Origin of the sequence: Paraburkholderia sp. GAS33 (assembly GCF_050436645.1) — a bacterium.
Classification (GTDB): domain Bacteria; phylum Pseudomonadota; class Gammaproteobacteria; order Burkholderiales; family Burkholderiaceae; genus Paraburkholderia; species Paraburkholderia phenazinium_B.
Window position 1 is genome coordinate 105,571 of the sequence record NZ_JBNDMP010000016.1, and the last position, 21,727, is coordinate 127,297.

Here is a 21,727-nt window from a genome sequence, read left to right on the forward strand (position 1 = left end):
GCAGAATCGGACTGAGCACCGCGTCAGGGTTCACGCGGAGATTGGGGTGAGTGCTTGGAGGGTAGCCCCTCTTCCTTGCGGAAGAAGGGCCCCCTAAGAACCGTACGTGCGAGTTTCCCCGCATACGGCTCAAGCCTACATTAAAAGTTTCCTTTTCGAAGTCCCGTCAAGATTACGACAGGACCGGCTTAGTTACCGCAATGCTACCAACGTGCACTTGCCGGTGACAATCAGGATGAAGTAACACGCGATTTGACAAGGCATTGGAACCACCATGCACCCTGTACACCAGATGATGGTCGTGCCAACCCGTATCAAACTCGAGAGCATGGCCGCAGTGCGCACAATTGCCGTTCTGCGACGTGTACAGTTTGTACCACTGTTTCAGATAACCTCTGGATCGCTCCATCCGCTTCTGTCGCAGCTCCTCACTGTATTGCTCCAAGGCCGGATCAAAGGGGTTGAACTCCCCTCTCACCTTCTTGTGTCGCCGGATCTCGGTACCACGGATGTGATAGAGCTCCAGCATCGCGGTGCTACCGTCTTGTCGTACTGCAGATGTGGCAAACACCCAGCTTCGACCACCGACCGAGCGAAAATACTTTCGTTTGACCCATTCGGTATTCTTGTCCGGATGCCGCCTCTTGGCCCATCGCCAGAGTCTCTGAAAAACCAGATGCTCCATGCGTATGAACGCGTGCTTGGCGACCGCGGGTTGGTGATACTGTGCCCAACCGCGCAGCATCGGATTCAGCTTGCGGATCAGATCCGCCTGCTTGATCGTCTTGTTCGCGCTGATCGTTTCCGCCACCTTGCGGTAAAACGTGTTCACGTTTTTCTTGCTCGGTTTGATGAGAAGTTTTCCCGAATATTTCCGGAAATTCCACCCTAGGAAATCGAAACCATCGTCAATGCATACGATGCGCGTCTTTTCCTCAGACAGTTGCAAACCTCGAATTGCGAGGAATGCTTCCACCCAGGGCCGGACCTCTTGTTCCAAGATCTCTTTCGAGATACCCGTAATCACGAAGTCATCCGCATACCGCACCACATGGATTTTTAGTTTCGACGCCTTCCCGATTCCAAACTTGGCACCGAGGTGCTTCGTAAGGTCCCGTTCCAACCCGTCCAGCGCAATGTTCGCCAGCGTCGGGGAAATGATCCCCCCTTGTGGCGTTCCGGCTTCTGTCGCCTGATACCGGCCCCGATAAAGCAGACCGGATTTCAGCCACTTCCGTAGGATCTCGCTGTCCATTGCGACATTGGTTTCCAACCAGTCATGGCTAATGTGGTCAAAGCATCCCTTAATGTCCGCCTCCAACACCCATGCGGACGACTCTTCCCGCCTGAGGCATTGGAACAGCTGGGACATGGCGTCAACCGTCGCGCGATTTCTTCTGAATCCGTACGAATTCAGATCGCCCGTCGTTTCAGCCACCGGCTCGAGAGCCAGTAGATACAGGGCCTGCATCGCCCTGTCTCGCATAGTTGGAATACCCAGAGGGCGCTCCTTCCCATTGGCCTTCGGGATATAGACTCTCCGTAATGGCAGAGGGCGATATCCGCGCCGCTTCAACCCGTCGACTGCTGCCAGTCGACTTTCAGGCGTCACCCACAGTTCGAGATCAACTCCAGCTGTTCTCGCGCCTGTATTTTGCGTAACACGTCGTACCGCATAAAGCTTCGCGGACAACGTGCGGGTCAGCATCCGTTGTAGGGCTTTCACCCGACGCCAGTTGCCTTCCTGCGTCGCCTTCGCAATTCGAATCTGCATTCCCCTCACGTTCCGTTCAACCCGACGCCAATCTACGGCGTGCCAGTGGTCCGGCGCGTGGGAAAGCGCAGATCCGCCCTTTCGGACGGATTCTTCCATGCTGCTCTCCTTATTGGGCAAGAAAAATCCCGGACAGGAGACGCATCTTCCCCAAGCGGGGAAAATACGCACCCGCTAGGGAGAATTTCAATTGATCTCGACGAGGTCGTCTGGATCACCAAGTTTCAAGGGTCTGTCAGCCGTCTTGCGACGGTAGACCAGACGAAAGTCTGCCCGCTTTCGCGTGGGGTAATGTTCCAACCCCTATGCAACCGATTACAGGCTGCCATTCGCTTTTTCCGTCCTCCCATACCCGCACCGCCATCAATGGATCTCGCGATCCACCTTGCCGATCAGCTTCGATTGGCGACGATATGGGCTTACCACGTTCCCTGCCTGTCACACGACCGACTTAGGTCCCGCCTATCCCCCGGTGGCACTTCAACGACGTAGTCCAAATTCTAAGTGGACTAACCTGGCCACGCGCCGTTTGACTAGAGCCCGAGCAGCATTTGGCTCCACACTGGTAACGAGGTTTATCAGCGGTTCACTTACATTGACCATATCGGCCAGCCTAGCTCCTGGACCGTCGCTGCTGACGATCTTCCAGCCAAGTGTTTCGCAACACCTAACTGCCGAAAACCTTCCGGAGGCTACATTGTCGGAAAAGCTTCACACCCCACCGTTACCAGTGACGCATGTCTTCCTAGGCTACGCTTGGTCGTACAAACGGTTCGCTACTGCTGAAACACCGCAGTTGAACAATGACATACAGAGCTTTTATCCCGTCGTGGGGCTCTAGGTTCAGATTTATGCACGTGACCAAGCGACCATCGCGAGGATGGGAGCGGACACGCACTATTTTCGTTCTAAGCGCTGTAATTTACCGTAACAACAGTCCTTTCGAAGTGTCGCTAAGATACAACGCTTTCTGAGTTAATCCAGCTCCTGGCGGCGCAAAACAGTGGTCCAACAAGAGCTGCTTGCAAGCGATTTCCGCCGTTGTACCTGAGAAAATTCCTCAGGTAGTATTACGCGAAAGCCTTGCCATACCTAGGTAATGCCGCTTTTAAGAGCTTCGGCGCCCTCTACACGAAGGATGTCGTGTCGCACTAGAATCGCCAGTTTAGAACATTCCGCACGCGTCCGAGACCCGGATGCCGGCCATCATGCCCTCCCGCCGCCCGCCCGCCTCGTCCACGCCGCTCCCGCAAGCCACGGAGTCGGCGTCTGCGCCGACGCCGATGCCCGCAAACGCCGGCATCGCCTGCGATATCTTTTGCGCCGTGATCGACAACTTCGGCGATATCGGCGTGTGTTGGCGTTTGGCACGCCAACTTTCGAGCGAGCACGGCTGGCAGGTGCGCGTTTTCGTCGACGACCTCCACGCGTTCCAGAAGCTCTGCCCCGCGCTCGACGTCGATCGCAGCCGCCAGACGGTGAGCGGCATCGTCGTCGAGCACTGGCACGAACCGGCTCACGTGGGCGACACGCTGGAAGTGGCGGACGTCGTCATCGAAGCGTTTGGCTGCGAAGTACCGCACGTCTACGTGGCCGCGATGGCCCGCCGCGAGAGCGCGCCCGTGTGGCTGAATCTGGAATACCTGAGCGCCGAGGACTGGGTCGCGGACTTTCATCTGCGCCAATCGCCGCATCCGCGCTACCCTCTCACCAAGACGTTCTTTTTCCCGGGACTCGGCGCCGGCACCGGCGGCGTGCTGAAGGAGCGCCATCTGGATGCCGCCCGCGCAGCCTTCGAAGCATCGCCTCAGACGCGCGACGCATGGTGGCGCCAGACAACCGGCCAACCCGCACCCGGGCCAGACAGCACGGTCATCTCACTGTTTTCGTACGAGAATCCGGCCGTCGACAGCCTGCTCGATCAATGGCGTGACAACCCCACGCCCATCGTGCTGCTGGTGCCGGAGGGCCGAATTTCGGGTGCCGCCGCACGCTTTTTCGGTCTGCCACCGACGTCGTTCGCCGCGGGTTCGCACGTCGAGCGCGGCAGCCTGCGCGCCCACGCGCTGGCCTTCACCGAGCAGCCGGCCTACGACGCGCTGCTATGGGCCAGCCACCTCAACTTCGTACGCGGCGAAGACTCGTTTGTGCGCGCCCAATGGGCGGCGCGACCGTTCGTCTGGCATATCTACCCGCAAGCCGACGCCGCTCACCTGCCGAAGCTCGACGCTGCTCTCGCCCACTATGCCGGCCCAATGCCCGCCGAGGCCCACGCGGCGCTAGCGCGCTTCTGGCACGCATGGAACGGCGTCGGCAATCCTGACTGGGCGGATTTCCAGCGCCACCGCGCGACTCTGGAGCGGCGCGCGGCCGAATGGGCGCTGGAACTGGCGGCACTCGGCGACCTCGCCGGAAATCTGGCCGGATTCACAAAAAGTCAGTTAAAATAAGCGGTTATCCAACGGCCGACGACGCAAGCGCGGCACGATGGCGGCGCACCCAGGCGCCGGGGTGTGATCAGCGCCGAGCCCGCTTGCGCCGTATGCCGTTGAGCACAGTTTGAAGCTACTTATTTCGTACAGGACAGTTTTATGAAGACCGCACAGGAACTCCGCACCGGCAACGTCGTGATGATCGGCAGCGACGCGATGGTCGTGCAAAAAGCCGAATACAACAAATCGGGCCGTAACTCCGCCGTCGTCAAGATGAAGTTCAAGAACCTGCTGACCGGCGCAGGCATGGAAACCGTCTACAAGGCCGACGACAAGTTCGACGTCGTCCTGTTGGACCGCAAGGAAGTGACTTACTCGTACTTCGCTGACCCGATGTACGTGTTCATGGACGCCGACTACAACCAGTTCGAAGTCGAGGCCGAAATGATGGGCGACGCCCTGCATTACCTCGAAGACGGCATGGGTTGCGAAGTCGTGTTCTACAACGAGAAGGCCATCTCGGTGGAATTGCCCACCACGCTGATCCGCGAAATCATCTACACGGAACCGGCTGTGAAGGGCGATACGTCGTCGGGCAAAGTGCTGAAGAACGCCAAGCTGAACACGGGCTTCGAACTGCAAGTGCCGCTTTTCTGCAACATTGGCGACAAGATCGAAATCGACACGCGTACCCACGAATACCGCAGCCGCGCCTAAGCTCCACCAGGCATCGGATCCTGCCAGGCCCGTCCCGCAACGTTGCGGGATCCGGGTCGAATTAAAAAAGCGCCCTCCTGGGCGCTTTTTCTTTTTTGCGTGACCGTGTATGGTTGAGGAAAACTTTACCGGTGCGGTTTTCGATTTTGCCAAGCCGATTGCATCGCAGAACGCATCCCGTGCGACAAACCATTGATAAGCTTAAGTAGTTGTGGATGGCACGCTCCCTGCTTCGAGAAGGACAGGCCCAAGCGGCTTTTCTTTTTTCTCACTATGTGGAGACGCGTCATGAACAACGACATCGCTGAAGGCAAATGGAAGCAAATCATCGGCAAAGCGAAGACTGCGTGGGGCGAACTGACGGACGACGAGTTGACCAAGGCCGAAGGCCGCGCCGACAAACTCGCCGGACTGATTCAGGAGCGCTACGGCAAAACGCGTGAAGAAGCAGTGCGCGAAGTAAACCGCTTTTTCGATGCCAACCGGGACTGATCATGCGTGGCGCTGTATTCCGAGAGGAACAGCGGACGACCCCATCGCACCCCCGCCCGCCACCGGAATACCGGCGGCGCGGCGCGGGCTTCCAACCATCTAAAAATTAGCGCTAGCCATGCCACATGCCCTGATTGTAGAAGATGATCCCAATAGCCTGTCAGGCCTGTCAGCGATCCTCGCCGCCGACGGCTTCTCCGTCGACACCGCGACGACGCTCGCCGAAGCGCGGGCTGCGCTGACGCGCTTCATACCGGACGTCGTGCTGGTCGACCTGAATCTGCCCGATGGCAGCGGACTTGACCTGCTGCAGCATCTGCCCGCGCAACCGCCTGGAGGTGCACTGCCTGTCATCGTGATGACCGGCAACGCCACCGTCGAAAGCGCGATTGAAGGCCTGCGGCACGGCATCTGGGATTACCTGCTCAAACCCGTCAACATTCCGCGCCTGCGCAGTCTGCTGGCGCGTATTCCGCGCCCGTACGAACTGACCGAGGAAGTGCAAACCTTACGCGCCACGCTGCGCCAACTCGGACGCTTCGGCCCCATGCTCGGCAGAAGCGGAGCCATCCAGCACGTGTACGACATGATCGAACACACCGCGCCGACCGAGGCTGCCGTTCTGATCTCCGGCGAGGCGGGCACGGGCAAGGAAGTCACCGCACGCACGCTGCATGAGATGAGCCGGCGTCGCAAAGGGCCGTTCGTCATGTTCGATTGCCGCGCGGCGGCGAACCACGCGGCGAGCCGTTCGCTGGACAGCCTGCTGTTCGGTCACGAACGCGGCGCGTTCAGTGGTGCCGAGCAGCGCGAGCAGGGCCTGTTCGAACAGGCCAGTGGCGGTACGTTGTTTATCGACGAGATCGCCGAATTGCCGCGTCCTCAACAGGAGGCGCTGTTGCGTGCGCTCGATTCGCAGACCTTTATGCGGGTTGGCGGCACGCATCAGGTGGTCACCGATTTCCGGCTGGTCGCCTCGACCCGCAAGTCGCCGCGCGCAGCTGTCGCCGACGGCAGCCTGCATAGCGATCTCGCGCTGCGTCTCGACGCGGCCGCGGTCACCTTGCCGCCGCTGCGCGAGCGCGGTGACGACGCTGCGCTGATCGCGCAATCGCTGGTCGATGAGCTCAATCGCGAGGCCGCTTCCCATGGCTCTGCCGATGCGACCAAGCAGATCGGACCGAACTTCCTGCGCGAGTGTCTGGCCTATGAATGGCCGGGGAATGTACGTGAACTGCAGGATCGTGTCAGGCGCGCGTATCAAGCGTCGGGCGACGTGCTCGAAACGCTGCGCGCCGATGAGACCGGTTCGGGTGGCGTGCGTGATCTTAATGGCAGCCGGGTGCAGGTGACCGTCGGTACACCGCTCGCGGACGTGGAGGAGATGCTGATTCGCGCGACGCTCGACGCGGTCGGCGGCACGCGGCATCGCGCTGCGTCGCTGCTGGGCATTAGCCCGAAGACGCTGTACAACAAGCTGCAGCGGATGCGTCTGAACTGATCTGCCACGAGCGCGTGACACACAGTTGGCAAAAAGGCGGCGCAGTTCAAGTTGCGCCGCCTTTTTAGTTCTTTAGCGCGGCTGTTTGGCCTCGCGGAATTTTGCGGTCTGGCGTAATGCCCGCCACACCACGCGCTCAGGCAAACGCGCTGCGCAACAAGCTCTGCGCCTGCAGATACCCCGGCTCGGCAACCAGCTTGCTCCACTTGAGCGCCTTGCCGCGCGGACGCATCCGGGCCAGGCGCGCCTGCGATTCCTTCGACGGCGTGAAGCGCAGCGCGTCGAGCACCTTCTCCGCTTCCTCGGGCTGATTGCAGATCAACACCATGTCGCATCCCGCCTGCAATGCAGCGGTCGCGGCTTCGGTGAGCGTGCCGCCCTGGCGCGCGGCCTCCATCGAGAGATCGTCGCTGAAAATTGCGCCCGAAAAACGCAGCTTGTTACGTAACACGTCCTGTAGCCAGACCCGCGAAAAGCCTGCCGGCTTCACATCCACCTGCGGATAAATCACGTGCGCCGGGATCACCGACGCTAGCGACAACCCCAGCCAGTCGTACGGCGCAACGTCGTCACGCAGAATCGCGTCGAGCGGACGGTCGTCCACCGGCACCGCGACATGGGAGTCCGCGTGAGCAAATCCGTGTCCGGGGAAATGCTTGCCGCAGTTCGCCATGCCGGCCAGCGCGAGGCCATGATTGAGACTCTTCGCGAGCAACGCCACCACGCGCGGATCGCGATGGAACGCGCGATCGCCGATCACCTGCGACTGGCCGTAATTCAGATCGAGGACGGGCGTAAAACTCATGTCGACGCCGCACGCGCGCAATTCGGCGGCGAGGATGTAGCCCACCGCGGTGGTGATCTTGGTGGCGTGCAGAACGTCCGAGTCCCACAGCGCGCCGAGCTTGCCCATCGCCGGCAACACGGTAAAGCCATCGGTGCGGAAACGCTGCACACGGCCGCCTTCGTGATCGACGGCGATCAACAGATCGTCACGTACGGCGCGGATCGCATCGGTCAGCGCAACCAGTTGTGCGCGGTTCTCGTAGTGGCGCGCGAACAGGATCACGCCGCCGGTCATCGGATGCGCGAGGCGGCGCTTGTCGTCGTCGGTCAGCGTTTTGCCGACCACGTCGAGCATCACCGGGCCTGGATTGGTTTTCATCGGATTCCGCAAAAAGACAAAATAAAACGCAGGGAAAGAAGACGCGGCTTGCCGACGCCGCGCCGGGCGAAATCAGGGGGTGACTGGATCGACAGACGGAGTGGACGCTGCGGATCCAGCTGGATCCGCCGTCTCCGCAATCACGAAGGAGACTGCATAGTCGTGCTCGTCGCTGATCGTCACACGCGCTGTGATGCCGCGTGCTTCGAGCCATTCAGCCAGTTCGCCCGAAGCGACGACCATCGGCTTGCCACTCGGCTCGTTGAGAGTCTGCAGCGCGCGCCAGGTCATCGGCCAGCGCATGCCAAGGCCGATCGCTTTCGAGAAAGCTTCCTTGGCCGAAAAACGGGTGGCGAGGAACGCGAGCCCGCGCACCGCCGAGCGGGCATGGCGCGCGTGATAGATGCGCAATTCGTCGGCGCCGAGCACCTTCTCCGCGAAGCGCCCGTTGGTTCGGGTCATGACTGCCGCCACGCGACTGACCTGAACGATGTCGGTGCCGATGCCGTAGATTGCCATGCGTGGAGAGGTCCTCGTTGCTTAGGGTTGCGGCGGGTTTGCTGAGAGGCGCGCCGGCAGGCGTTAAGCGCGTGCGCCGAGACGCGCGGCGACCATGATCGCCTTCATCTCGCGCACCGCGTTCTCCCAGCCCGCAAAAATCGCGTGCGCGACGATCGCGTGGCCGATATTCAGCTCGACAATGCCATCGATCGCCGCGATCTGCTGAACGTTCGTGTAGTGCAGGCCATGTCCGGCATTCACCTTGATGCCGAGCGACAGACCGAATTCGACGCTGCGTACCACGCGCTCGTATTCGCGCTGTTGCTCTGCCGGGTCATGCGCTTCGGCATAGCGGCCGGTATGCAGTTCGATCACCGGCGCACCGGCTTCATGCGCGGCGCGAATCTGCGTTTCGTCCGGGTCGATGAAGAGCGACACGCGTGAACCCGCTTCTGCCAGTTGCTTGCACGCAGAGCGCACAGCCTCGAACTGGCCGGCGACGTCGAGGCCACCTTCGGTGGTCAGCTCTTCGCGCTTTTCCGGCACGAGGCAAACGTCGTGCGGCTGCACCTCACAGGCGATATCGAGCATCTCCTGCGTCACCGCGCATTCGAGGTTCATGCGCGTCTTCAGTAGCGGACGCAGCTTGCGCACGTCGGCGTCGACGATATGCCGGCGATCTTCGCGCAGGTGCAGCGTGATCGCATCTGCGCCCGCCGCTTCGGCGTCGAGCGCCGCGCGAATCGGGTCGGGGTAGGAGGTACCGCGCGCATTGCGCACCGTAGCGACGTGATCGATATTCACGCCCAGGTCGATCACATTAGGCGACGTAAGAAAGAAGCTCATAAGTTCTGCAAGTCGATCAGGATCTGGCGCGTCGCGAGCGGCGTGCCGCCAAGGTAAGTGTTGAGCAGAAAGCGCATCAGCGTCTTGCTTTGCGCCACGGTCTGCGCACGATGGTAATCGTCCGCTTCCATATCGAGCAAGGTCTGGCCGGCAACTACCGGCCACTGCGCGGGCAGATCGTCGGAGGCTTCGCGCACGCCGCGCTCCGGATCGAACACGTAACGCCCCTCCGCCACCACCGCCTTGCGCGCGACCGTACGGTTGAGCGCCATGGCGTAGCCGGTTTCGCGCAGCAATACGCGTTCGAACGAGCGCAGGACCTGCACGGCCGGCTCATCGTGCGCGAGGCGCGCCAGCGTGACGACATAGTGCTGGAACAGTTGCGGATGCGGATCTTCGCGTCCGCAGAATTTGACCAGCAGTTCGTTGACGTAGAAGCCACAGAGCAGCGCGTCACCGGCAAGCGGCAGCATGCCGCCCACCCATTCGGCACCGGTCAGCGTGCGGACTTCGGATTTGCCGGACCACGCCAGCGCGAGCGGCTGGAATGTCTGCAGCACGCCGCGCAACGCGGAGTGCGGGCGCTTTGCGCCCTTTGCGACGAGAGCGAGACGGCCGTGATCGCGCGTCAGTACATCGATGATCAGACTGGTCTCGCGATGCGGATAGCTATGCAGCACGAACGCCGGTTGCTCAGTGACCTTGTAGTCGGAACCGGAACTGCGCGGCGACCGGCGTGCCGGTGTCTTGCGCGCTTCGCCGCTGGCAGACGCGTCTGCGTCCGATGCTTCGCCGGCTGAGCTACGCGGCGTATTGCGCGGCGAGTTGCGGGTGGAAGAACCAGTGGATGCTGAAGATGACTTCTTCGACACACGAGCCTTCGATGGCTCGCGCGCCGGCGCGCCCGGCTCGGTATCGTCCGGTTCAGCGTCGGATTGCAGCGTCATCCACGCGTCATTCGTACCCATAGGCGCGAAGTCCGGCTTCGTTGTCGGCCCAGCCACTCTTCACCTTGATGAAGGTTTCCAGATACACGGGGCCGTCGAACAGCTTTTCCATGTCGAGGCGCGCTTCGGTGCTGATCTGCTTCAGCTTGGCGCCCTTCTGGCCGATGATCATCGCCTTGTGCGTATCGCGTTCCACCATGATGGTCGCGAAAATGCGGCGCAGACGGCCTTCGGTTTCGAACTTGTCGATCAGGACCGTGCTCGTGTACGGGAGCTCGTCGCCGGTCCAACGGAATACCTTCTCGCGCAGGATTTCGGCGGCGAGAAAACGCTCGCTGCGATCGGTCAGGTCGTCTTCGCCGTAGATCGGCGCACCTTCCGGCAGGAACGGCTTGACGGTTGCCATCAGACGCTTGATGTCGTCGGGATTCTTGGCGGACAGCGGCACAATCTCGTTGAACTCGCGCAGTGCGCTCACCTGCTGCATGAACGGAAACAGCGAGTCCTTATCCGAGACACGGTCGAGCTTGTTGGCGATCAGCAGCGTGGGCACCGAAGGCGGGATCAGATCGAGCACCTTCTGGTCGTCCGGACCGAAACGGCCCGCTTCGATCACGAACAGGATGGCGTCGACCGAGGTCAGCGTCGAGGTGACCGCGCGGTTGAGCGAGCGGTTCAGCGCACCGCTGTGCTTGGTCTGGAACCCGGGTGTGTCGACGAAGATGTACTGCGCGTCTTCGAGCGTGTGAATGCCGGTAATGCGATGGCGCGTCGTCTGCGCCTTGCGCGACGTGATACTGACTTTCTGGCCGACCAGCGCGTTCATCAGCGTGGACTTGCCGACGTTCGGGCGGCCGACGATCGCGACCATGCCGCAGCGGAAACCAGTGGGGGTGGAAGCGTTCATATTCAGGCTACAGCAGGTTCATATGGACGCGCGAAGAAATGCGCATCCAGTCAATCAATGGCCCGCATCGGCGACGCGCGTTTGTACCGCGTCGGCAACACCGGGTTCGAGTTCGGCAGGCGCCGCCAGGTCGGGCGCAAGTTCGCGGCTACGGGCGGCGGCGGGTTTGTCGGCGCTGCGTGAAGAGGCGTCGGGTTTGTCGAGCTTTTCGGCGCGCTCGGCCTTTTCGGCTTTTTCCGCCTTGTCTTTCTCGGCCTTGTCTTTTTCCGCCGAGGTCTGGCTGCTGTATTCCACGTGCGCAGCCCGGATTACCGCAAGCGGTGCGACGACCGGCGCGGCGACGGGTGCTGGCCGCTCGGCCACGGCGGCCTCGGTCCCGGCTGCGGCTGCCTTCTGCTCGCCGCGCGCGCTCCGCTCGTTCTTACGGTCCGGCGCACGCAGATCAAGCGCGGTTTGCACACCGGTCACGCCAGGGACAATCTCCGGCTCGGCATGCTTCGCCGCCCGGGCGCCCTTCGAGCGCTTCGGCTTGGCCACCACGGCAGGCGCGGCGGCCATCACCTCGTCCAGTGCCTTCTTGGCTGCGGCCTGCTCGGCCGCGCGCCGGCTGGCGCCCGAACCGGACACCTTGACTTCCAGCTTCGGCACCGTGCATTCGACTTCAAACTGCTGATTGTGCGCCGCACCATGCGTTGCCACGACAGTGTAGGTGGGCAACGCAATCTTGTGCCCCTGCAGATACTCCTGCAGCAGCGTCTTCGAGTCCTTGCCGAGCGTGCGGGGATCGATATGGTCCAGAATCGGCACGTAGAGGCGTTTGATGACCGTCTGAGCGGCTTCGAAGCCACCGTCCAGGAAGATGGCACCCAGGATAGCTTCGAGCGTGTCAGCGAGGATTGACGGGCGGCGGAAGCCGCCACTGCGCAGCTCGCCTTCACCGAGCCGGAGGCCCTCTGAAATATTCAGGGCCTGAGCAATTTCGTACAGCGACTGCTGTTTGACCAGATTGGCGCGGACGCGCGACAGGTCGCCCTCGTCCAGTTTGCTGAAACGTTGGAACAATAGTGCAGCCACCGCGCAATTCAGAACGGAATCGCCGAGAAACTCGAGCCGTTCGTTATGCGTGGCACTGTGACTACGGTGAGTTAAAGCCTGGCGCAACAATTCCGCATTGCGAAATTCGTAACGCAAACGGCTTTCCAACGGAGATAGGGGCATGTGCAGAGTATAACGCGGGCGCCTGCCCCGGCGAAAACGCGGAGCGGCCAACGGAAAAAGCGTTGTGAAGCGACCTTACCGCACGTTCTTAAAGTAGCGTGAGAACACGCCGCGCCCGATGAGTGGCATCTGCGCGACGTGTTGTCTGGTCAGCGTGCGGTCAGTGTGGTGACGATCAGTGGAACGTCCCGATGCGTTTCAAGTTGCTGAAATTCATCCAGATAAAGAACGCGCGGCCGACGATATTCTTGTCCGGCGCGAAGCCCCAGTAGCGGCTGTCTGCGCTGTTATCGCGGTTGTCGCCCATCATGAAATAATTGCCGGGCGGTACTTTGCAGATCACACCGCGCGCGTTGTACGTGCAGTTATCCCGATACGGATAGTCTTCCGCGCCGACGATGTACGGCGGCACTGCCGGATTATTGAGAATTGCATTCTTGCGGCCGTCGATGTCCTCTTCGAACTGTTTCGCGTACCCGATGCGCTCTTCGTCGAAGTAGTCAGGCAGTGGCGTCTCCGGCACAGGCTTGCCGTTGATGGTCAGCTGTTTGTCCTGATACGCCATCACGTCGCCCGGCAGGCCGATCACGCGCTTGATGTAGTCGACCGATTCGTCTTTCGGGTAGCGGAACACCACCACGTCGCCGCGCTGAAGCGGACTGCCGTCGGTGATCTTGGTGTTGGTGATCGGCAGACGGATGCCATATTCATACTTGTTGACGAGGATGAAGTCGCCCACCAGCAGCGTCGGCACCATCGAGCCCGACGGAATCTTGAACGGCTCGACCACAAACGAGCGGACCACGAACACCACGAGAATGACCGGGAAGAAGCTCGCCGAATATTCGAGCCACCAGGGTTGGCGAAGCTTTTCTTCACGCAGACGCGCCCGCGTTTGCGGGGCGTTTTCGTCGGCGAAGCGCTCACCAACGCGCGCCTGCTGACGGTCGAACTCGGCAACTGCCTCGTCCGCCGCGCGCCGCCGTTGCGGCACGAAAACCAGTTTGTCTGCGACCCATGCGATGCCCGTAATGATGACGAGCACAAAAAGAATCAGCGCAAAATTCATAGAGTTCCGTTCTTCGTCTTATTTGTCTTCGACACGCAGAATCGCGAGGAAAGCTTCTTGCGGAATCTCGACGGACCCGACCTGCTTCATTCGCTTCTTGCCTGCCTTCTGCTTTTCCAACAGCTTCTTCTTACGTGAAATATCGCCGCCGTAGCATTTTGCCAGCACATTCTTACGCAATGCCTTGATGTTTTCGCGGGCGATAATGTTCGCGCCGATGGTCGCCTGAATCGCCACGTCGTACATCTGACGCGGAATCAGTTCGCGCATCTTGGCCGCCACTTCGCGGCCGCGGTGCTGGCTCTGCGAACGGTGGACGATCACCGACAGCGCATCGACCTTGTCGCCGTTGATCAGCATGTCCACCTTCACGACATCCGCTGCACGATATTCCTTGAACTCGTAGTCCATCGACGCGTAACCGCGCGACATGGACTTCAGACGATCGAAGAAGTCGAGCACGACTTCGCCCATCGGAATTTCGTACGTGAGCTGAACCTGGCGGCCGTGGTACTGCATGTTGATCTGGACGCCGCGCTTTTGCGTACACAGCGTGATGACCGAGCCCACGTAGTCCTGCGGCATATACAGGTTCACGGTGACGATCGGCTCGCGCACTTCTTCGATCTTCGACGGATCAGGCATCTTGGCAGGGTTCTCGACCATGATGACCGTGCCGTCGCGTTGCAGGACTTCATACACCACGGTCGGCGCCGTGGTGATCAGGTCCATGTCGAACTCGCGCTCGAGGCGCTCCTGCACGATCTCCATGTGCAGCAGACCGAGGAAGCCGCAACGGAAGCCGAAGCCAAGCGCCTGCGAAACTTCCGGCTCGTAGTGCAGCGAAGCGTCGTTGAGCTTCAGTTTTTCCAGCGAATCGCGCAGGGCGTCGTACTGGTTGGCTTCGACCGGGTAGAGACCGGCGAACACCTGCGGCTTCACTTCCTTGAAGCCCGGCAGCGGCGCGGGCGCCGGACGGTTCACCAGCGTGACGGTGTCGCCCACCTTCGCGGCGGCCAATTCCTTGATGCCGGCGATGATGAAGCCCACCTGCCCGGCGGACAGCGACTCGAGATTCTTCGACTTCGGCGTGAACACGCCAATGTGCTCGACCGGGTACTGCGTGTCGGTCGCCATCAAACGGATCTTGTCTTTGGGACGCAGCGTGCCGTTGACGATACGCACCAGCATCACCACGCCAACGTAGTTGTCGAACCACGAATCGATGATCAACGCCTGCAGCGGCGCTTCGGGATCGCCCTTGGGCGGCGGCACTTTCGCGATCAGCGCTTCCAGCACGTCTTCGACGCCGAGGCCCGTTTTCGCGCTACAACGCGTGGCATCGGTTGCGTCGATGCCGATCACATCTTCGATTTCGGTGATCGCGTTTTCGGGGTTCGCCGCGGGCAAGTCGATCTTGTTGAGCACCGGGATCACATCGACGCCGAGCTCGATTGCCGTATAGCAGTTCGCAACCGTCTGAGCTTCGACGCCCTGACTCGCGTCGACCACCAGCAGCGCGCCTTCGCACGCCGACAGCGAGCGGCTGACTTCGTACGAGAAATCGACGTGCCCCGGCGTGTCGATCATATTGAGGTTGTAGATCCGCCCATCGCGGGCTTTGTACGTCAGTGCAGCAGTCTGTGCCTTGATGGTGATGCCGCGCTCGCGCTCGAGATCCATCGAGTCGAGCACCTGCGATTCCATTTCGCGGTCGGACAGGCCGCCGCAAATCTGGATGATGCGATCGGCGAGCGTCGACTTGCCATGGTCGATGTGCGCAATGATCGAGAAATTACGAATATGATCCATTCAGTACCGATCAAGCGAAAAAGGCGCGCCCGGACGATTGCGGAGCACGCCTTGGAAGTAGGTGAAAAACCTGTCTATTTTAGCCGAAAAAGGCTTCCGCCCGGCATATCTTGCAGGAGAGCACTGAAAGCGGGCTCAGACGTATGTCGGGCCCCGTGACTTTCGATGCGCTAGCGGATCTGCCCGGCACGTGCGCTCAGCGCTGCGCGGACCCGCCCTTCGTCGAGGTGATAGTGGCACAACTCGACACCATCACACACCAAAACCGGCACTAACTCGTTGTAACGCGCTTCGAGTGCGGGATCAGTGTCGACATCGACGATCTCGACCTGTGCACCGAACTCCATCAGCAACGGCTCGAGCCCGGCACGCATGTCGTCACAAAGGTGGCACCACGCGCGCCCGTAGAGCGTGAGCGGCGCCGCCGGTGTTGTCACTTCTGCGCGGACCCGCTACGCGGACGCAGCGGCACGAACTGCGTGTTGTCGCCACGACGCACCAGCAACGCAATCATCTTTTGCGGGTCCAGATGCGCGGTCACTTCGTCGAACTGCTTTGCGCTCGAGATATCCGTATCGCCGACGCGCAGAATGATGTCGCCCTTCTGCAAGCCGACGCGGGCAGCCGGTCCGTCCACCTGATCGACCTGCACGCCACCGTGCACCTTCAGCGTCTTCTGCTGGTCGGCGGGGATGTCGCTCACCGCGATGCCGAGAGAATTCGTCGCGCGTTGCTTCGGCGGCGGGGTCTGCTTCTCGTCGGTCTTGGCGGTTTTGTCCGCCTGCATTTCGGCAATCGTGACCGATAGATCGCGCGTTTGCCCCTTGCGCCACACGGTGATGGTGGCCTTGGTGCCCGGCTTCGTGTCGCCAACCATACGCGGCAAGTCGGTCGCGGTATCGACGGAATGGCCGTTGAACTTCAGGATGATGTCGCCCGGTTGCACGCCGGCTTTGTCGGCTGGGCCTCCAGGTTCGACACTGCTGACGAGCGCACCTTGAGCGGACGGCAAGCCAAGCGAATCGGCCACGTCCTTGGTCACTTCGCCGATGGCCACCGCAATCCGGCCACGCGTGACTTTGCCCGTTGTCTTCAATTGCTCGGCCACGCGCATCGCTTCGTCGATCGGGATCGCGAACGAAATACCCATGAACCCGCCGGTACGGCTGTAGATCTGCGAGTTGATGCCGATCACCTCGCCCTGCATATTGATGAGCGGACCACCCGAGTTGCCAGGATTGACCGGCACGTCGGTCTGGATGAACGGCAGATAATCACCGGTGTCGCGCCCCTTGGCGCTGACAATCCCGGCCGTGACCGTGTTTTCCAGGCCGAACGGCGAGCCGATGGCCACAACCCATTCGCCCACACGCACCTTGGTCGAATCGCCAATCGTGACGGCCGGCAGATTCGACGCGTTGATCTTCACCACCGCAACGTCCGTGCGATCGTCCATGCCAATCAGCTTGGCCTTGAATTCTCGCTTGTCGGTCAGCGTGACATAGATGTTGTCGGCGTCATCGACCACGTGGGCGTTGGTCATCACATAGCCATCCTGCGACAGGATGAAGCCGGACCCCACACCGCTGCTCTGCTCGGAATCGGAGTTGTCGGGTGCGTCCTGGTTACTGCTGCTCCCGCCGCTGCCACTGCCGTTGTCGCCGTTATCGCCGCCACTACCGCCACCGCCGTTGCCATTCCCATTGCCGGGCGAACCGGGCTGCTGCGGCAACGGAATGCCGAAAAAGCGCCGGAAGAACTCTGACATATCACCGTCATCGAGTCCTGGCGCCGTGCCATGGGCACTGCTACCCGTCACCTTGGTCGTGGTGCGGATGTTGACGACTGCCGGTCCGACCTTGTCGACAAGATCGGTAAAGTCGGGAAGATTGGCTGCAGGCGCCGCCGACGCTGCATGCGGTACGAGCGGCAGACAAACTGCCACCACCGCGGCTGCGAGAAATTTGCGCACCGTGAAAATCGTCATATCGTAGCCAGCAGAGGGATTCGAGGAATTACTTGGGAGCCTTATATTCTATGGCAGACGCAAATTGCTGCAATGTGGCTTGGGGCACTTCCCCCAGCAGAGTAATCCAGAAGTCACCTTGACGCTTGACCAGCACGTGCGTCGCCCCGCTGCTACCGGCGCCTTCCTTACGGGTATTTTTTTCGACCGGCTCGACAAATACCGAAATCGCCGCGAGGCCGTCCGAGAACACGGCCTGGTCGACCGGGATGGGTGGCTCGCTTGGATTAGCCGACGCCATCGGACGGCGCAACTCGCGAATCTTGTGGAAACCGGGCACGGTGGGATCGATCTGCCAGCCTTGCGCTTCCATATCCACCGGCTCGACCGGCGGTTTCACGACGGTCCAGCCCGCGGTGTTGTGGATGCCATTGGCGATCGGCGTCGTATCGACCGGCACACCAATGCTGATCTGCGAGAACGACAACTGCTCGAGCACCTGCCCGCTCGGGTCGAGCGTCTGCGCGCGCAGCAGCAAGCCGGTCTTTTTGTCCGCCCAAAGCTTGTAAGCGAACCGGAAGGCGTCTTTCGGGTCGAGTTCGAGCACTTGACTGTCGATGCCCGCGACGCGGTCGTCGCCGAGCAGCTTCGGCTCATAGACAGACATCACCTGGTCGCTGCTGGCCGCGAGCAAAGCGGGGAATGAATCTTTGTTTTGGCGCTTTTCGACGACGCACAAATGCCGTTCGGGGATGAACGTGTACATTTCGTCGTTATGGCGCAACATCTTGCGCGGCTTGCCGTCCAGGCTTTCGAGCTGCTCGAATTCGCCGTCGCTGTGGGTGGCGAAATGGACGATCCGCGAGGTCTGGACGAAATTGCCCCGCTGATAGACGAACGCCCCTTCGTAATTCTGCTGCTGGGCGGCCTGGTGAATGCGGTTGAGCAAGTCCGCCGCAGTACGGCGGGCGACGAGCGGGTCGTCGGACTGCGCAAAGACACGCGGTGTGGCGGACAACAATACGGCTGCACAGAACAGAAATGCCGGCAGCCGCCCCCAGATAGTCGTTTTATTCAACCGCAGTGTCTGCATCAGACTATTGGCCTTGCGTGGTCATGGCGGAGGTGCGAATCAGCGGCATCGAACCGGGCATGACCGGTTGCTGTGCAAACTGTTGATGAGCTTCCAGATACTGGTCGAGGCTCGCGTCGCGGATGATGTTGCCGTCCGAAACCGGCTGGGCGGCGGCAACCGTCGGCACCGGGGCCATGGCCACACGCTGCACGGAATCGCCATGGGACTGCAGCGACGCGACCTGAGACACACCCGCACCGCCCGGCACACCCTGCAATTGCGGCACGACGATCCACGTCAGCGTGGCGGCGGCAGCGGCGACGGCGAACGCCGGCACGAAGCGGCGGCGCAGCGCCAGCAAACGGCCTGCAGCCGGCATGGCGGCGGGCGCCAGCACGTGCGGCTCCTGCTCGAGACGCGCACTGAAGCTGGCGAGGAACGCGCTACTGGTCGCGGGGCTGACCGCCAGATCGTCCGAACGCAGAGCGTCGCCGATCAGGTGGTAATGCGACCAGGACGCGCGATCTTCGCGATCCAGCTCGGAAATAAACTTGTTCAGATGCTCTTCGCCGAACAGCTCACCGTCGACAAAAGCGGACAGACGCTCGCCTCGCGAGCTTGCTTGCGATTGCATCGAGACCGACCCCATGATGCTCCCCATCTTACACACCCCTAGTGACACCACCTAACCCAGATATTGCCCCATTGCCCCGACGGGCGAGCTGGCCGACTACCAGCGTTTGCCTTCGGGTGTGTCAAGCAATGGACGCAATTTTGCCGCAATGGCTTCGCGAGCGCGAAAAATTCGTGATCTGACCGTGCCGATTGGGCACCCCATCATCTCAGCGATTTCCTCATAGCTCAAACCTTCAATTTCACGAAGAGTAATGGCGGTGCGCAACTCTTCCGGTAAAACCGCCATCGCAGCATTGACCGTCTCAGCGATCTGCTTGCTCATCAACATCGACTCAGGCGTGTTGATATCCCTTAGTTGGTCGGCGTCCGAGAAAGTTTCAGCTTCTTCAGCATCTGCTTCGGTCGAAGTGGGTGCACGCCGCCCCTGGGTCGCAAGGTAGTTCTTTGCCGTGTTGACCGCAATCCGGTACAACCACGTATAAAAGGCCGATTCTCCGCGGAATTGGGGCAGCGCCCGGTATGCCTTGATGAAGGCATCCTGGGCTACATCCTCAACCTCAGCGGGGTCCCGCACGAGGCGCGAGATCAGCCGGAGGATCTTCCGGTGGTATTTGGAGACCAGAAGCTCGAACGCGGCCTTGTCGCCCTTCTGGACGCGTTCGACCAGCACCTGATCAATTTCTTTTTCGCTCACCTGATAAATCCGTTAACTATGGGCTGCAACGCGGGGCACCATTGTAGCGTCCCCATCATCGCGTCACGTTACTAAGGTACTCGCGGTTACAGTCGTTACAGTCAGACGCCGGCGGCGCGCCGGCCCAGCACGGCCAGCTCGCGGAACGCCTCGGCAGACAGCGTGTCCGCCGCGATCAGCAACGGCCGGGAACGGCCGCTCGCGCCCACGAGCGCCAGAATGAGGAGCCGGCCGCTCCACTGCGAGCAACCGGCAATACGACCCTGCTCGAGCGTGTGCCCGGCGCGGTTCCAGACGGTGAGGCCATCGGGCCCGATTTTGATGGCGCCGGGCTCGGCGTGCCAATGCCGCCGCGCGGCGAGCGAGAGGAAAGCTAGCACAGTTGCGGCAGCGGGCGCTGCCTGCATGGCGCCGAGCCGGGCTGACAGGCATGCCTGAACGGCAGCCACGGCAATCAGGATAAAAGCCACCGTTGCGCCACGCAGGACAACGGAGCGTCGCAGGGTAATCAGCGGCGCTCCGTTCGGCGATGCCGGTCCAGCGGGAAGCGCGGGACCGGGCTGCGTGGAGGGTGACGTCAAACGGACCGGTCCGCTCAGGCGCGCTTGAAGACCAGCGTGCCGTTCGTGCCGCCGAACCCAAACGAGTTCTTCAGCGCGATGTCGATTTTCATCTCCCGCGCGGTGTTGGCGCAGTAATCAAGATCGCACTGGGGATCCTGGTTGAAGATGTTGATCGTCGGCGGCGAGATCTGATTGTGCACGGCGAGGACCGTGAAGACCGACTCGAGACCGCCCGCGCCACCCAGCAGGTGGCCGGTCATCGATTTCGTCGAATTCACGACGATGTTCTTCGCGTGATCGCCGAAGGCACGCTTGATGCCGGTGGTTTCCGCGAGGTCGCCGAGCTGCGTCGAGGTGCCGTGGGCGTTCAGGTAGTTCACCTGATCCACGTTCACACCTGCGTTCTTCAATGCGGCCAGCATGCATCGACGTGCGCCGTCGCCATCTTCTACCGGGGCAGTCATGTGATAGGCGTCGCCGCTCATCCCATAACCGCTCACTTCGGCGTAAATCTTCGCGCCGCGGGCCTTCGCGTGCTCGTACTCTTCGAGCACCATCACGCCGGCGCCCTCGCCGAGCACGAAGCCGTCGCGATCCTTGTCCCACGGACGGCTTGCCGTAGCCGGATCGTCATTGCGTTGCGACAGGGCACGCGCCGCCGCGAAGCCGCCAATACCGAGTGGCGACACGGTCGATTCCGCACCGCCCGCAATCATCACGTCGGCGTCGCCATATTCGATGAGGCGCGAGGCCTCGCCGATGCAATGCAGGCCGGTGGTGCACGCCGTGACGATAGCGAGGTTCGGGCCCTTGATGCCGAACTTGATCGAGAGATGGCCGGAGATCATGTTGATGATCGAGGCCGGCACGAAGAACGGCGAAATCCGGCGCGGGCCGCGATTGAGCAGCTCCGTCTGCGTGACTTCGATCATCGGCAAGCCGCCGATGCCCGAGCCAACCACAACGCCGATGCGCTCCGAATTCTCATCGGTGACTTCGAGCCCGCTGTCCTGCATCGCCTGGATGCCGGCAGCCACGCCGTAATGGATGAACGTATCCATGTGGCGCGCTTCCTTGCCGGGGATGTAGTCCTCGATATTGAAGCCCTTCACCTCGCCGGCAAAGCGGGTCGTGAAGTTCGCGGCATCGAACTTCGTGATGTTGGCAATGCCCGACTTGCCAGCGACCAGATTGGCCCAGCCGTCGGCAACATTATTGCCAACAGGCGAAATCAGCCCCAGGCCTGTAACGACAACACGACGACGGCTCACGGTAACCTCTTTTTCATAGGTGACAAAAGCAAAAGCCACAGCGGCCACAGGAATCGGACCTGTGAGCCCTGTGGCTGTTAACCTGGAACACGCGCTGAAAAACGCGTTGGAAACTGCGCCGAAACCTGCACTTGCATCTGC

20 protein-coding genes are annotated in these 21,727 nt (G+C 61.2%); 4 read left to right on the forward strand and 16 right to left on the reverse strand.

What is annotated here, in order from left to right:
• Positions 1-172: 172 nt before the first annotated feature.
• Complete coding sequence (gene ltrA, locus P3T24_RS34015; RefSeq protein ID WP_074263856.1) at positions 173-1,873, reverse strand: group II intron reverse transcriptase/maturase; 1,701 nt, start codon at positions 1,871-1,873, stop codon at positions 173-175.
• 1,184 nt (positions 1,874-3,057) lie between these two features.
• On the opposite strand from ltrA, the gene earP reads away from it, so the two are divergent.
• The 4 genes from earP to P3T24_RS34035 all read left to right on the forward strand — a co-directional run bounded on the left by earP (position 3,058) and on the right by P3T24_RS34035 (position 6,916).
• The gene (gene earP, locus P3T24_RS34020; protein ID WP_429441222.1) at positions 3,058-4,224 is read left to right on the forward strand and encodes an elongation factor P maturation arginine rhamnosyltransferase EarP; all 1,167 of its coding nucleotides are present in this window, start codon (positions 3,058-3,060) and stop codon (positions 4,222-4,224) included.
• A 141-nt stretch (positions 4,225-4,365) separates the two neighbouring features.
• Positions 4,366-4,923 (forward strand): elongation factor P, encoded by a 558-nt coding sequence (gene efp, locus P3T24_RS34025; RefSeq protein WP_074263854.1) that lies wholly within the window; start codon positions 4,366-4,368, stop codon positions 4,921-4,923.
• 288 nt (positions 4,924-5,211) lie between these two features.
• Positions 5,212-5,415, forward strand: coding sequence for a CsbD family protein (locus P3T24_RS34030; RefSeq protein WP_074263853.1), 204 nt, complete (start codon positions 5,212-5,214; stop codon positions 5,413-5,415).
• Positions 5,416-5,533: 118 nt separating this feature from the next.
• The gene (locus P3T24_RS34035; RefSeq protein ID WP_429441156.1) at positions 5,534-6,916 is read left to right on the forward strand and encodes a sigma-54-dependent transcriptional regulator; all 1,383 of its coding nucleotides are present in this window, start codon (positions 5,534-5,536) and stop codon (positions 6,914-6,916) included.
• Between the two features lie 136 nt (positions 6,917-7,052).
• Here P3T24_RS34035 and nagZ read toward each other — a convergent pair whose 3' ends face one another.
• The 15 genes from nagZ to fabF form a co-directional block, all read right to left on the reverse strand.
• Positions 7,053-8,081: a beta-N-acetylhexosaminidase gene (gene nagZ / locus P3T24_RS34040; protein ID WP_429441159.1), complete on the reverse strand. Its 1,029-nt coding sequence runs from the start codon at positions 8,079-8,081 to the stop codon at positions 7,053-7,055.
• Between the two features lie 72 nt (positions 8,082-8,153).
• Positions 8,154-8,600 carry a holo-ACP synthase gene (gene acpS / locus P3T24_RS34045; RefSeq protein WP_074263850.1) on the reverse strand — a complete coding sequence of 149 codons (447 nt, stop codon included), beginning with the start codon at positions 8,598-8,600 and terminating at the stop codon, positions 8,154-8,156.
• 63 nt (positions 8,601-8,663) lie between these two features.
• A complete protein-coding gene (gene pdxJ, locus P3T24_RS34050; protein ID WP_429404037.1) occupies positions 8,664-9,428 on the reverse strand; it encodes a pyridoxine 5'-phosphate synthase in 765 nt (254 codons plus the stop codon).
• Positions 9,425-10,396: a DNA repair protein RecO gene (gene recO, locus P3T24_RS34055; RefSeq protein WP_429404035.1), complete on the reverse strand. Its 972-nt coding sequence runs from the start codon at positions 10,394-10,396 to the stop codon at positions 9,425-9,427. The genes pdxJ and recO overlap by 4 nt, the downstream gene beginning before the upstream one ends.
• Positions 10,383-11,282, reverse strand: a complete 900-nt coding sequence (era, locus tag P3T24_RS34060; RefSeq protein WP_074263847.1) for a GTPase Era — start codon at positions 11,280-11,282, stop codon at positions 10,383-10,385. Before era ends, recO begins: the two co-directional genes overlap by 14 nt.
• A 54-nt stretch (positions 11,283-11,336) precedes the next feature.
• Positions 11,337-12,500, reverse strand: coding sequence for a ribonuclease III (gene rnc, locus P3T24_RS34065; protein WP_429441225.1), 1,164 nt, complete (start codon positions 12,498-12,500; stop codon positions 11,337-11,339).
• Between the two features lie 175 nt (positions 12,501-12,675).
• The gene (gene lepB, locus P3T24_RS34070; protein WP_429441161.1) at positions 12,676-13,569 is read right to left on the reverse strand and encodes a signal peptidase I; all 894 of its coding nucleotides are present in this window, start codon (positions 13,567-13,569) and stop codon (positions 12,676-12,678) included.
• An 18-nt stretch (positions 13,570-13,587) separates the two neighbouring features.
• A complete protein-coding gene (gene lepA, locus P3T24_RS34075) occupies positions 13,588-15,381 on the reverse strand; it encodes a translation elongation factor 4 (RefSeq protein WP_074263844.1) in 1,794 nt (597 codons plus the stop codon).
• Between the two features lie 170 nt (positions 15,382-15,551).
• Positions 15,552-15,818, reverse strand: a complete 267-nt coding sequence (locus tag P3T24_RS34080; protein ID WP_429441164.1) for a glutaredoxin family protein — start codon at positions 15,816-15,818, stop codon at positions 15,552-15,554.
• On the reverse strand, positions 15,815-17,368 hold the full coding sequence (locus P3T24_RS34085) for a DegQ family serine endoprotease (RefSeq protein ID WP_074263842.1): 1,554 nt from the start codon (positions 17,366-17,368) through the stop codon (positions 15,815-15,817). Before P3T24_RS34085 ends, P3T24_RS34080 begins: the two co-directional genes overlap by 4 nt.
• 28 nt (positions 17,369-17,396) lie before the next feature.
• Complete coding sequence (locus P3T24_RS34090) at positions 17,397-18,440, reverse strand: MucB/RseB C-terminal domain-containing protein (RefSeq protein WP_429441167.1); 1,044 nt, start codon at positions 18,438-18,440, stop codon at positions 17,397-17,399.
• A 4-nt stretch (positions 18,441-18,444) separates the two neighbouring features.
• Entirely contained in the window at positions 18,445-19,071 is a 627-nt protein-coding gene (locus P3T24_RS34095; RefSeq protein ID WP_074263840.1) for a sigma-E factor negative regulatory protein, read from the reverse strand.
• A gap of 81 nt (positions 19,072-19,152) precedes the next feature.
• A complete protein-coding gene (gene rpoE, locus P3T24_RS34100) occupies positions 19,153-19,752 on the reverse strand; it encodes an RNA polymerase sigma factor RpoE (RefSeq protein ID WP_006051939.1) in 600 nt (199 codons plus the stop codon).
• A 101-nt stretch (positions 19,753-19,853) separates the two neighbouring features.
• Entirely contained in the window at positions 19,854-20,333 is a 480-nt protein-coding gene (locus P3T24_RS34105; RefSeq protein ID WP_429441170.1) for a protein YgfX, read from the reverse strand.
• Positions 20,334-20,347: 14 nt separating this feature from the next.
• Entirely contained in the window at positions 20,348-21,586 is a 1,239-nt protein-coding gene (fabF, locus tag P3T24_RS34110; RefSeq protein WP_074265970.1) for a beta-ketoacyl-ACP synthase II, read from the reverse strand.
• Between the last annotated feature and the right edge of the window lie 141 nt (positions 21,587-21,727).

Coding starts and splice junctions, on each gene's coding strand:
- P3T24_RS34085 (WP_074263842.1), bottom strand. CDS start 17,368: ATGACGATTTTCACGGTGCGCAAATTTCTCGCAGCCGCGGTGGTGGCA.
- efp (WP_074263854.1), top strand. CDS start 4,366: ATGAAGACCGCACAGGAACTCCGCACCGGCAACGTCGTGATGATCGGC.
- P3T24_RS34035 (WP_429441156.1), top strand. CDS start 5,534: ATGCCACATGCCCTGATTGTAGAAGATGATCCCAATAGCCTGTCAGGC.
- era (WP_074263847.1), bottom strand. CDS start 11,282: ATGAACGCTTCCACCCCCACTGGTTTCCGCTGCGGCATGGTCGCGATC.
- P3T24_RS34090 (WP_429441167.1), bottom strand. CDS start 18,440: ATGCAGACACTGCGGTTGAATAAAACGACTATCTGGGGGCGGCTGCCG.
- earP (WP_429441222.1), top strand. CDS start 3,058: ATGCCCGCAAACGCCGGCATCGCCTGCGATATCTTTTGCGCCGTGATC.
- nagZ (WP_429441159.1), bottom strand. CDS start 8,081: ATGAAAACCAATCCAGGCCCGGTGATGCTCGACGTGGTCGGCAAAACG.
- rnc (WP_429441225.1), bottom strand. CDS start 12,500: ATGCCCCTATCTCCGTTGGAAAGCCGTTTGCGTTACGAATTTCGCAAT.
- P3T24_RS34030 (WP_074263853.1), top strand. CDS start 5,212: ATGAACAACGACATCGCTGAAGGCAAATGGAAGCAAATCATCGGCAAA.
- acpS (WP_074263850.1), bottom strand. CDS start 8,600: ATGGCAATCTACGGCATCGGCACCGACATCGTTCAGGTCAGTCGCGTG.
- P3T24_RS34095 (WP_074263840.1), bottom strand. CDS start 19,071: ATGGGGTCGGTCTCGATGCAATCGCAAGCAAGCTCGCGAGGCGAGCGT.
- lepA (WP_074263844.1), bottom strand. CDS start 15,381: ATGGATCATATTCGTAATTTCTCGATCATTGCGCACATCGACCATGGC.
- pdxJ (WP_429404037.1), bottom strand. CDS start 9,428: ATGAGCTTCTTTCTTACGTCGCCTAATGTGATCGACCTGGGCGTGAAT.
- lepB (WP_429441161.1), bottom strand. CDS start 13,569: ATGAATTTTGCGCTGATTCTTTTTGTGCTCGTCATCATTACGGGCATC.
- recO (WP_429404035.1), bottom strand. CDS start 10,396: ATGGGTACGAATGACGCGTGGATGACGCTGCAATCCGACGCTGAACCG.
- ltrA (WP_074263856.1), bottom strand. CDS start 1,873: ATGGAAGAATCCGTCCGAAAGGGCGGATCTGCGCTTTCCCACGCGCCG.